The sequence below is a fragment of the Rhizobacter sp. P1_G5 genome (assembly GCF_056405435.1).
Map to the genome: position 1 here is coordinate 1 of NZ_JBFUCB010000140.1, position 11,479 is coordinate 11,479.

Sequence of the window (11,479 nt, forward strand, 5' to 3'; positions counted from 1 at the left end):
CCACAGATGCGTGTGGCAGCCCAGTGAACTCGCCTCGCTCGCCGCAACCCCGCTCAATCGCCAGGCCCAGTACTGCGGATACGGCAGCAGCGTGGTCGCACGCGCGAACTCACTCGGGCATTCGCGCGACAGCCAGTACCACGGGCGCGCCGCATTGAGCCCCATTGGCAGATGCGGCGACAGCGTCTCACGCAGGTCGCCCACGGCTTCCGCGTAAGCCTCCCGTTGATCCGCATAGCCGTCGAACTCGTAGTCGACGATCGGAAGCACGAGGCCGTTCGCATCGATCGCGGCGAAAGCGGCGCCATGGGTGCTGGTGATGATGCGATCGACGTGGAACTCCACCGCCAGCGACGCGAGGCTGTCCCACAGCCACGCTTCGATGCCATCGGTGTCGAGAGCCGCATAGCCGGCGGGGCTGGTGACGCTGGCGTTGTCTTTCGTGCGGACGGCGAGGACACGATCGCTCGCGTCAAGGGCGCACAGCTTGACGTGGGTCTTGCCGATGTCGAGCACGACGGTAGCTGGTTGCTTCATCTGTCATTCGAGATGGAACATCGGCTGCAAAGCCACCACCTGAGGCGCCAGTGACGGCTCGACCTCCATCAGCCCCGCCATTTCCGCCCACCAGCGCTGCATCACCGGATGCGACGGCAACTCGGCCATCCGATGGTCGGAAGTACGGCGCAGCACCGCGAACAGCGCCAGGCTCTCTTCGTCGAGAAAGATGCTGTAGTCGCGCACGCCGGCTTCGTGCAGCAGGTTCGCGAGCTCGGGCCACAACGCATCGTGGCGGCGCTTGTACTCGGCCGCGCAGCCCGGCTTCAGGCGCATCCGGAACGCGACCTGCTCCATCACAGCAGCACCCGCGGGCCGCGCAGCAGCCGCGGCAGCACCATCGAGACGATCAGCAGCACACCGACGATCATCGCCATCACGATGCCCGAGATGTTGGCCATGCCGAGTGCGAACGTGAACAGGCCCAGCAGCAGCACGGACAGCAACACGCCGACGATGCTGCCGCGCCCACCTTCGATCGCGACACCGCCGAGGATCACCATCGTCACGGCATCCAGTTCCCAGCCGAGTGCGATGTTCGGGCGCGTGCTGCCGATGCGGCCGGTCAGCAGCACCGCGGCCAGTGCGGCCATCAGGCCCGCAAAGACGAACAGCGCGAAACGGTGGCGGTCGACCTCGATGCCGGAAAAACGCGAGGCGATCGGGTTGGCGCCGATCGCGACCAGGCGCCTTCCGGTGACCGTGCGATGCAGCAGCACGCCGACGGCCACGGCCATCACCAGCAGGATCGCGAACTCGATTGGCACGATCAGYCACGGCACCCCGATCAGGTCGCCCAGGTAGCCATTGCCCAGCACCGACAGCGCCTCGGGGTAGCCGGTGATCGCCTGGTCGCCCAGCACCACCAGCGCAATCCCCCGGTACAGCGACAGGCTGCCGATCGTCACGACGATGGACGGCAAGCGGTACGCGGTGACGAGCCAGCCGTTCAATGCGCCCGCCGCGGCACCGGTGCCGAAGGCGGCCAGCAGCATCAGCGGCAGGCCGGCACCGGCCTTCATCGCGAAGCCCATCGCCAGCGAACACAGCGACAGCGTCGCGGCGATCGACAGATCGATCTCGCCGGCCACGATCAGCAACGCCATCGCCAGTGCGAGCAAGCCCTTCTCGCTGAAGTTGAAGCTGCTGTCGGCCAGTGCGTACGGCGACATGAAGCCGTCGATGCCGAAGCCGAAGCCGGCCAGCAGCAACACCAGCAGCGCGAGCAGCATGCGCTCCCAGGTTCCGAATGCGCGCGTCATGCAGGTACCTCTCGTCTCTCGAGAATCTGCCGACCGCTGCGCCGCTGCGCACCGGCATTCACCGCGACCGACACCAGGATCACGAGGCCGGCGATCGCCTGCTGCCAGAACGGCGACACCTGGATCACCGGCAGCGCCCCATTCACGACACCGATGAACAGCACGCCGAGCAGCGCACCGGCCACGCTGCCCACCCCGCCGCCGATGCTGACGCCACCGATCACGCAGGCGGCGATCACGGTCAGCTCATACCCGGACGCCAGCTCGGTGAACGCGATCGCATAGCGGCCGACCCACAGCAGCCCCGCCAGCCCGGCCAGCGCGCCCGACACCGCATACACCAGCAGCAGGCGCCGCCGCAGCGGGATGCCGACATACGCCGCCGCGGTCGGGTTGCCACCCAGCGCATACAACTCGCGCCCCTCGCGCCGCCAGCGCAGGAACACCGCCATCGCGACGACCACCGCCGCAGCGATCCACACCAGCGCCGGCAGGCCCGCCCACTGCTCGCGCGGCAGGCCCTTGATCACCGGATGGATCTGGTGGTCCGAGATCCACGCCCCCTGGCTCGCGACGAAGATCGCACCCCGGTACGCCGACAAGGTGCCCAGCGTCACGACGATCGGCGGCAACTCGAAGAACGTGATCAGCCAGCCGTTGACGAGGCCGAGCACGGTGCCGGTCGCGATCGCCAGCAGCACCAGCGGCATGACGCCCAGCTCCGGCATCGCGCGCCCCGCCAGCGCGCACAGCATGCCGGTCAGTGCCAGGTTCGATGCGGCCGACAGGTCGACACCGCGCGTCAGCAGCACCAGCATCTGCCCCATCACGAGGATCGCCAGGATCGCCGAATCGTTCGCGATGTCGAGCGCGTTGTGCCAGGTCAGGAACACCGGCGCGCGCACACCGACCGCCAGCGCGATCGCGACGATGATCGCCAGCAGCGCCAGCTCGCGGTGGCGCCCACCCAGGCCTTTCAGGCTCATCATGCCGCCAGCTCCCGCAGCTCGAGGGGCGCCTGCGGCCGCGGCGGTGCAACCAGGCCCGATGCGGCCGCGACGACGGCCTCTGCTTCCGCACCCTCGCGCGCGAACTCCGCCACCTGCCGCCCGCGCCGCATCACGATCACCCGGTGCGCCAGGTTCATCACCTCCGGCAGCTCCGACGACACCAGGATCACCGCCAGCCCCTGCGCCACCATCTCGCCGATCAGCTGGTACACCGCCTGCTTCGCGCCGACATCGATGCCCTTGGTCGGCTCGTCGAGGATCACGATGCGCGGGTCGAGCCCCAGCCACTTCGCGATCACCACCTTCTGCTGGTTGCCGCCCGACAGCCCCGCCATCGGCGTGTGCGGCGAACCGGTCTTGATCTGCAGCCGCTCGATCATCCGCTGGCACAGCGCCGATTCGCGCAACGCCGACAGCCACGGCCCGCGCGCGAAGCGCGAGAGCCCCGCGAGGCTGATGTTGTGCTGCACCGAGAAGCTCAGGATGCCGCCCTGGCGCTGCCGCTCCTCCGGCACGTAGGCGATGCCGGCCGCGATCGCGTCGCCGGCGCGGCCCGGCTTGAACCGTTTGCCGTCGATCTCGAACTCGCCGCGCGCGTCGGGGTTCAGCCCCATCAGCGCGAGCATCGCCTCGCTGCGGCCCGAACCCACCAGCCCGTAGAAGCCGAGGATCTCGCCGCGCCGCAGCTCGAACGACAACCCGTCGAACTCGCTCGGGTGCGAGAGCCCGCGCACCCGCAGCACCACCTCGCCCGGCGGCGCGGCCGGGGCCGGGTAGATCTGCTCGATCGCGCGGCCGGCCATCAGCTTCACCAGCTCGCGCTCCTCGGCCTGCGCGATCGCACCGCACCCGACCGACGCGCCGTCGCGCAGCACCAGCCAGCGGTCGGCCACCGCAAAGATCTCGTCGAACTTGTGGGTGATGAAGATCACGCCGACACCCTGCTCGCGCAGCGTGCGCACCAGGCCGTAGAAATCGCGGATCTCCTGCTGCGACAGCGCGGCCGTCGGCTCGTCGAGGATGACGACCGAGGCCTGCTGCGACAAGGCGCGCGCGATCTCCACCAGGTGCCGCTCGGCCAGGCTCAGGTCCTTCACCAGCGTGCCGGGCGCGAAGCGCGCGCCGATCTTCGCGAGCACCTGCGCCGCCTGCGCATGCATCGCGGGCCAGTCGATCAACGGCCCGCGCTGCAGGTGCCGGCCGATGAAGACGTTCTCGGCCACCGACAGCTCGTCGAACATCACCGTTTCCTGGTGCACGGCGACGATGCCGGCGGCCTGCGACGCCTGCGCATGCGCAAAACGCAGCGCCCGCCCGTCGAGCTCGATCGTGCCCTCGTCCGGCTGCACCACGCCGGTCAGGATCTTCACGAGCGTCGACTTGCCGGCACCGTTCTCGCCGACCAGCGCCAGCACCTCGCCGCGCTGCAGCTCGAGATCGACGCCGCGCAGCGCGTGCGTCGCCCCGTAGCGCTTGTGGATGCCGCGCAGCTGCAGCAGCGGGGAGGTCATCAGCGGCTTCAGAAGAATTTGGCGAATTTCTCGACGTTGCCGGCGTCGTAGGTGAACGGTTCGGCCATCGCCGCTTCGTTGTTCGCGTCGAGTGCCACCGTGCCGACGCGGCCCAGCGACACCTTCTCGCCCGCCGCGCCCTTGGCCTTGCCGTGCACGAACTGGTGCGCCGCATACACCGCCGAGTAACCGAGGTCGATCGGGTTCCAGATCGCGAACGACTTCACCGCGCCGCTCTTCACGTGGCCGGCCATCTCCGACGGCAGCCCGAGGCCGGTGACGAACAGCGTGCCGACCTTCTTCTCGTCCTGCACGGCCTTCGCCGCGGCCGCGACGCCGACGGTGGTCGGCGCGACGATCGCCTTCAGGTTCGGGTAGCTCTTGAACAGGCCCTGCGCCTCGCGGTAGCTCTTGTCGGTCTGGTCGTCGCCGTAGACGACGCTGACCAGCTTCAGCCCGGTGTACGGCGGCTTCGCGAGCACCTTCTTCATCTCGTCGATCCAGATGTTCTGGTTGGTCGCCTGCGCGGTCGCCGACAGCACCGCGATCTCGCCGGTGGCGCCGATCGCGTCCTGCGTCATCTTCACCAGCTTCTCGCCGATCAGCGCGTTCGACGACGGGTTCAGGTGCATCAGCCGGCCGTCCTTGCGCACGCCGGAGTCGAACGACACCACCTTGATACCGCGCGCCATCGCCTTCTTCAGCGCCGGCACCAGCGCGTCGGGGTCATTGGCCGAGATCACGATCGCCTTCACGTTCTGCGCGATCAGCGAGTTGATGATCTCGATCTGTCCCTCGGCGGTCGCCTTGGCCGGGCCGGTGTAGATGATCTCGACGTCCTTCAACTCCTTGGCCGCTTCCTGCGCGCCCTGGTTGGCGGCATCGAAGAAGCCGTTGCCCAGGCTCTTGACGACCAGCGCGATCTTGTCGGCCGCCATCGCGCCAGGGGCGAAAGCCGCGCACACCAGCGCGGCCAGCAGAACTTGCAGAGGTTTCTTCACGGGTTTGTCTCCTGATGGTTTTATGGACTGACGGGGAACGTGAAAGGAAGATTCAGACGATGCCGCTGCTCGGGCCCGATGCGGGCCGCGCCTCGGCGACCCGGGCGCGGTAGCCGCTCGCGCGGTAGGCCGCCACCGGCTCGATCGCGCCGCCGGCCTCCAGCCGCACGCGCTGCAGGATAGTCGTCACGTCGGTCTGGAAGGCCTGCTTCAGCGCTTGCGAGGCCATCAGCACGTCGTTGGCATCCTGGTACGCCGACAGCGCCTTGCGGTCGACCAGCAGCGCCTGCGCGCAGCAGCGCTGCACGCTGGCGGCGCTGGTCATCAGGCTCTCGATCGGGTCGGTGACGTTGTGCGACTGGTCCAGCATGTAGGCCGGCGCGAAATCGGGCGCGCCGGACTGCGCGGCATCCACCAGCTCGTTGAACACCAGGAACAGCTGGAACGGGTTGATGCTGCCGCTGTCGAGGTCGTCGTCGCCGTACTTGCTGTCGTTGAAATGGAAGCCGGCCAGCTTGCGGGCATGCACCAGCCGCGCGACGATCATCTCGATGTTGACGTTCGGCGCGTGGTGGCCCAGGTCGACCAGGCAGCGCGCCTTGTCGCCCAGCGCCTGCGCAGCCAGCAGGCTGGAGCCCCAGTCCTGGATCACCGTCGCGTAGAACGCCGGCTCGAACATCTTGTGCTCGAGGAACATGTGCCAGTCGGCCGGCAGCGCCGCATAGATGCGCCGCGTGCTGTCGAGGTAGCGCTCGAAGCTGCGCCGGAAATGCTGCTGGCCGGGAAAGTTGGCGCCGTCGCCGATCCACACCGTGATCGCGCGGCTGCCGAGTTCGCGGCCGATCTCGATCACCTCGAGGTTGTGCGCGACCGCCTGCGCCCGCACCGCCGCGTCGGTGTGCGTGAGGCTGCCGAACTTGTAGCTGAGCGGCTGGCCCTTCTGGTCGGAGAAGGTGTTCGAGTTCACCGCGTCGAACGCGAGGCCGCGCATCGCGGCATGCTCGCGCAGCTCGCTGTAGTCGCTGCACTTGTCCCACGGGAAGTGCGGCGAGACGGTCGGCGTGCAGCGCGCGAGCTGCTGGATCACGCTGCAGTCCTCGATCTTGTCGAACACGTCGCGCGGCTCGCCGGCGCCGGGGAAGCGCGCGAAGCGCGTGCCGCCGGTGCCGACGCCCCACGACGGCAGCGCGACCGCGAAGGCGGCCACCTGGCGGCGCACCGCGTCGATGTCGATGTCGCGGCGCGCGAGCTGGGTGCCCAGTGCGTCGTAGTCGTCACGCACGCGCGCGGCGAGCGGCGCGTTCTGCGATTCGACCAGACTGGCGGCGATCAACGGTGTCGGCATGGCGTTCTCCTGGTTCAGCGTGGGAAGGCAGCGAGGTTGCCCGCATCCACATTGAGGATGTTGCCGGTCGACTTGGCCGACAACTCCGACGCGAAGAAGCAGGTGGCCTCGGCGATGTCCTCGGGCAGCACGCTGCGCTTGAGCATCGAGCGGTCGCGGTAGAAGGCTTCGAGTTCATCTTCGGTGATCTTGTTGGCGGCGGCCCGCTCCTGGCTCCAGGTGCCCGTCCAGATCTTGCTGCCGCGGATCACCGCATCGGGGTTCACGACGTTGGCGCGGATGCCCAGCGGCGCCCCTTCGAGCGCGAAGCAGCGTGCGAGCTGGATCTCGCTCGCCTTGGCCGCGCAATAGGCGGCTGCCTGGTTGCTCGGGACCATGCCGTTCTTGCTGGCRATGAAGACGATGCTGCCGCCGCTGCCCTGCGCCTTCATCACGCGGAAGGCCTCGCGGCCGACCAGGAAGTAGCCGGTCGACAGGATGGCCTGGTTGCGCATCCACAGCGCGAGCGAGGTGTCCTCGATCGGTGCGGCCGACGCGATGCCGGCGTTCGACACCAGGATGTCCAGGCCGCCGTACTCGATCGTCGCGCCGGCATAGGCGCGCAGCACGGCGGCCTCTTCGGTCACGTCGCAATGCAGCGTGCGCACCACGTCGCGGCCGAAGCGTTTCGACAGCTCCGCGCCGACCTGCTCCAGCGCCGGCGTGTCGATGTCGAGCAGCACCGCGCAGGCGCCGTCGGCCAGCAGCCGCTCGACGATCGCGCGGCCGATGCCGCCGGCACCGCCGGTCACCAGCGCGACCTTGCCGACCAGCGGCTTCGGCTTCGGCATGCGCTGCAGCTTGGCCTCCTCGAGCAGCCAGTACTCGATGTCGAAGGCCTCCTGCTCGGGCAGGCCGACATAGCGGTCCAGCGCATCGGCCTCGCGCATCACGTTGATCGCGTTGACGTAGAACTCGCCGGCGATCCGCGCGGTGGCCTTGTCCTTCGCGAGCGAGACCATGCCGACGCCGGGCAGCAGCACGATCACCGGGTTCGGGTCGCGCAGCGCCGGGCTGTCGGCGCGCTTGCAGCGCTCGTAGTAGGCCGTGTAGTCGGCGCGGTAGGCGGCCAGCCGCTCCTCGATCGCGGCGGCAAGCGCCGGGCCGTCGAGCGCGTACAGCGAGGCCGGCAGGATCAGCGGGCGGATCTTGGTGCGCAGGAAATGGTCGGGGCACGAGGTGCCGAGCGCGGCCAGGCGCTCGAGGTCGCGGCTGTTGACGAATTCCTGCACCGTGGCCGAGCGGTCGACGTGCGCGAGCTTGTGGCCGCTGCGCGAGACGGCGCCGCGCAGCACCGGCAGCAGCCGGGCCAGCAGCGCCTGCTGTGCGTCGCCCGCCAGCGGCTCGCGCGCCGCGCCGCCGAAGCTGACGAGCTTGCGCTCGCGCCRCTCGGCCTGCAGCCAGGCCTGCGCTTCCTGGATCACGCCGACGGTGTTCTCGTAGCAGCTGCGCGCATCATCGCCCCAGGTGAACAAGCCGTGGCCGGCCAGCACCAGTCCCCGCAGGCCGGGGTGCTCGGCCACGTAGCGCTGCAGCTGCATGCCGAGCTCGAAGCCGGGCCGCCGCCACGGCAGCCAGCCGACCGTGCCGCCGAAGATCGTCTGCGTCAGCGCGCGGCTGTTCTCCATCGCGGCGATCGCGATCACCGCGTCGGGATGCATGTGGTCGACGTGCCGGAACGGCAGGTAGGCGTGCAGCGGGGTGTCGATGCTGGCGGCGCGCGCGTTCAGGTTGAAGGTGCAGTGCGGCAGGTAGCCGACCATCTCGTCTTCATGCGCGGGGCCGCGGTACAGCGTCTGCAGCGCCTGCAGTTTGTCGAGGTAGAGCGTCGAGAAGCCGTCGAGCTTCATCGAGCCGAGGTCGCCGCCGGAGCCCTTGACCCACAGCACCTGCACGTCCTGCTGCGAGAGCGGATCGCGCTGCAGCAGCTTGGCGGAGGTGTTGCCGCCGCCGTAGTTCGTGATGCGCAGGTCGGAGCCCAGCAGGTTCGATCGGTACAGCAGGCGGCCGGGCTCGTCCAGGCGCTCGGCGTGGGCGGCATCCCAGGTCGGGAAGGGCAGGGTCGGTTCGGTCATGTCGGTCTCGAAGCTCTCGGTTCGAGACGGAATCTAGGGGGTGGCATGCATAAGGACAAGCAATGGTTTCTTATTGAATGGCGAAGAGAAGCTGATGCCTCCCCGTAGCCCGGGTGACAACCCGGGACYCGGATTGGCATCCGGGCCACGAAGTCGGGGAAAACGTGGGGGCGCGATGCAGCGCGCGCCATTCGCAACACCGCGCCGACCACGGGCAATCACCCGCCCTTAAGCTCGCAATGCGCCAGCCGCGCCCCCTGCTCCAGCACGAACTCGCGGAACGCCGCATTCACGCCCGCCAGCGCTCCATCGCGCCGGTGCAGCAGGCACCAATCCAGCAGCTTGGGCATCCCCACGAGGTCGAGCACCGCCATGCGCCCGGCCGCCAGCTCGATCTGGAACGCATGGGCCGACATGAAGCTGATGCCCATGCCCGCCATCACCGCCTGCTTGATGGTCTCGTTGCCCGACAGCTCCATCGTCACGTTGACCTGCAGCGATTGCGACTGCAGCAGGTGCTCGAGGAACTGCCGCGTCGCCGAGCCCGGCTCGCGGAAGATGAACGGCTCGCCCTTCAGCTCGCTCCACGCGATGCGCCGCTTGCCGGCCAGCGGGTGCGCCGGCGCGGCGACGATGCAGTGCGGGTGGCGCGCGAAGGCCTCGGCCTCGACATCGGCCTCCGACGGCGGGTAGCCGGCGATCGCGACGTCAATCTGGTGCTCGTTCAGCAGCGCGAGGATGGTCTCGCGCCGGTCCACCGACAGCTTCAGCTTGACCTCGGGAAAGCGCTCGCGGAACGCCATCATCAGCAGCGGCGCGAAGTAGTTCGCCGTCGGCACCACGCCCAGGTGCAGCTGGCCGCGCGTGCTGCCCTCGCCCGAACTCATCGAGGTCAGCGCCTCCTCGGCCTGGCGGATCGCGCCGAGGATGCCGCGCGCATGGCGCAGCAGTTCGTCGCCGGCCTCGGTGAGCTGCAGCCCGCGGCCCTGCTTGCGGAACAGCGGCAGCCCGAGTTCGTCTTCGAGCAGCCGGATCTGCATCGACACCGCCGGCTGCGTGAGATGCAGCTGCTCGGCGGCGCGCGAGTGGCTCAGCGTGGTCGCGGCGGCCTCGAAGGCGCGCAGCTGGCGCAGCGTCAGGTTCTTCATGCGCCGCCCGCCTTCAGGTGCGTCAGCGGCAGCGCCCCGCCCGCCTTCACCTCGCCGAGCGAGAAGCTGGTGTGGATGTCCTTCACGTTCGGCAGGTTCAGCAGCGTCTCGATCGAGAAGCGCGAGAACGCATCGAGGTCGGTCGCCATCACCTGCAGCTCGAAGGTGCCGGCGCCCGAGATGTAGTGACACGCGATCACCTCGGGCAGCTGGCGGATCGCGTCTTCGAGCGCGCGCGTCTCGGTGCCGGTGTTGCGGTTCGCATCCACGCGCACGAAAGCCAGCACGCCCAGGCCGACCTTGCGCCGGTCGAGTTCGGCGCGGTAGCCGGTGATGTAGCCCTGCTCCTCCAGCCACTTGACGCGCCGCCAGGTCGGCGCGGCCGACAGGCCGATGCGCGTCGCGAGCTCGGCGTTGGACAGCCGCGCGTCCTGCTGCAGCTCGCGCAGGATCAGCACGTCGTAGCGGTCGAGCGTCGCGCCATGCGCCTCGGGGCTGGGCGCCGCAGATGTCGAGGCGGGCGGCCTGCTGGTTTTCCCTGATACGGGCTTTTTGAGCGTCATTCTCGTCATCACATGAAGATGTCAGCAAGATTATTGCGCGCAGCCCCTCTGAGAGGGCAAACATAGAAAGGACTTGCGCGAAGCGAATCCCTACACTGACCGCTGCCGACRCCGCCACGAGCGGTCGACGCGCCTCAYCGATCCTCCCCCAAGGAGCCCTGGCCGATGAACGCCCCGCTACCCGAATCCATCCGCAAGGCGCTCGAGAGCGTCTCCCTCGACGACAAGTACAGCCTCGCGACCGGCCGCGCCTTCATGAGCGGCGTGCAGGCGCTGGTGCGGCTGCCGATGCTGCAGCGCACGCGCGATGCAATGGCCGGCCTGAACACCGGCGGCTTCATCAGCGGCTACCGCGGCTCGCCGCTCGGCGGCTACGACCAGGCGCTGTGGCAGGCCAAGAAGCACCTGCAGGCGCAGAACATCGTGTTCCAGCCCGGCGTCAACGAAGAGCTCGGCGCGACCGCGGTGTGGGGCACGCAGCAGCTCGACCTGTACCCGCAGACAAAGAAGTTCGACGGCGTGTTCGGCATCTGGTACGGCAAGGGCCCGGGCGTGGACCGCTGCTCCGACGTGTTCAAGCACGCCAACATGGCCGGCACCGCGAAGCACGGCGGCGTGATCGCGCTGGCCGGCGACGACCACATCGCCAAGAGCAGCACCGCGGCGCACCAGAGCGACCACATCTTCAAGGCCTGCGGGCTGCCGGTGTTCTTTCCGTCGAGCGTGCAGGACATCCTCGACATGGGGCTGCATGCGTTCGCGATGAGCCGCTTCGCCGGCGTCTGGTCGGGCATGAAGACGATCCAGGAGATCGTCGAATCGTCGGCCAGCATCAGCGTCGACCCGGATCGCGTGAACATCGTGCTGCCGGAAGACTTCGTGATGCCGGYCGGCGGCCTGCACATCCGCTGGCCCGATGCGCCGCTCGAGCAGGAGGCGCGGCTGATGGACCACAAGTGGTACGCCG

General features: G+C 68.8%; 9 protein-coding genes and 2 pseudogenes. 1 reads left to right on the top strand and 10 read right to left on the bottom strand.

Annotated features, from left to right (window positions below; all coding sequences use genetic code 11):
• The 10 genes and pseudogenes from AC1D12_RS12485 to AC1D12_RS12530 form a co-directional block, all read right to left on the bottom strand.
• A pseudogene (locus AC1D12_RS12485) lies at positions 1-516 on the bottom strand (FGGY-family carbohydrate kinase); the annotation flags it as partial.
• Positions 517-540: 24 nt separating this feature from the next.
• Entirely contained in the window at positions 541-855 is a 315-nt protein-coding gene (locus tag AC1D12_RS12490) for an L-rhamnose mutarotase (RefSeq protein ID WP_477840696.1), read from the bottom strand.
• On the bottom strand, positions 855-1,820 hold the full coding sequence (locus tag AC1D12_RS12495; protein WP_477840698.1) for an ABC transporter permease: 966 nt from the start codon (positions 1,818-1,820) through the stop codon (positions 855-857). Before AC1D12_RS12495 ends, AC1D12_RS12490 begins: the two co-directional genes overlap by 1 nt.
• Positions 1,817-2,806 carry an ABC transporter permease gene (locus tag AC1D12_RS12500; protein ID WP_477840700.1) on the bottom strand — a complete coding sequence of 330 codons (990 nt, stop codon included), beginning with the start codon at positions 2,804-2,806 and terminating at the stop codon, positions 1,817-1,819. Before AC1D12_RS12500 ends, AC1D12_RS12495 begins: the two co-directional genes overlap by 4 nt.
• Positions 2,806-4,341 (bottom strand): sugar ABC transporter ATP-binding protein, encoded by a 1,536-nt coding sequence (locus tag AC1D12_RS12505; RefSeq protein WP_477825843.1) that lies wholly within the window; start codon positions 4,339-4,341, stop codon positions 2,806-2,808. The genes AC1D12_RS12500 and AC1D12_RS12505 overlap by 1 nt, the downstream gene beginning before the upstream one ends.
• Positions 4,342-4,349: 8 nt before the next feature.
• The gene (rhaS, locus tag AC1D12_RS12510; RefSeq protein WP_156155090.1) at positions 4,350-5,279 is read right to left on the bottom strand and encodes a rhamnose ABC transporter substrate-binding protein; all 930 of its coding nucleotides are present in this window, start codon (positions 5,277-5,279) and stop codon (positions 4,350-4,352) included.
• Between the two features lie 115 nt (positions 5,280-5,394).
• On the bottom strand, positions 5,395-6,687 hold the full coding sequence (gene rhaI / locus AC1D12_RS12515) for an L-rhamnose catabolism isomerase (RefSeq protein WP_477825844.1): 1,293 nt from the start codon (positions 6,685-6,687) through the stop codon (positions 5,395-5,397).
• Positions 6,688-6,701: 14 nt separating this feature from the next.
• Positions 6,702-8,801, bottom strand: a complete 2,100-nt coding sequence (locus AC1D12_RS12520) for a bifunctional rhamnulose-1-phosphate aldolase/short-chain dehydrogenase (protein ID WP_477840702.1) — start codon at positions 8,799-8,801, stop codon at positions 6,702-6,704.
• 218 nt (positions 8,802-9,019) lie between these two features.
• Positions 9,020-9,949 carry a LysR family transcriptional regulator gene (locus tag AC1D12_RS12525; protein ID WP_047510615.1) on the bottom strand — a complete coding sequence of 310 codons (930 nt, stop codon included), beginning with the start codon at positions 9,947-9,949 and terminating at the stop codon, positions 9,020-9,022.
• The gene (locus AC1D12_RS12530; RefSeq protein ID WP_082004652.1) at positions 9,946-10,512 is read right to left on the bottom strand and encodes an Lrp/AsnC family transcriptional regulator; all 567 of its coding nucleotides are present in this window, start codon (positions 10,510-10,512) and stop codon (positions 9,946-9,948) included. Before AC1D12_RS12530 ends, AC1D12_RS12525 begins: the two co-directional genes overlap by 4 nt.
• A gap of 165 nt (positions 10,513-10,677) precedes the next feature.
• Here AC1D12_RS12530 and AC1D12_RS12535 point away from each other — a divergent pair.
• Positions 10,678-11,479, top strand: a pseudogene (locus AC1D12_RS12535) (indolepyruvate ferredoxin oxidoreductase family protein); the annotation flags it as partial.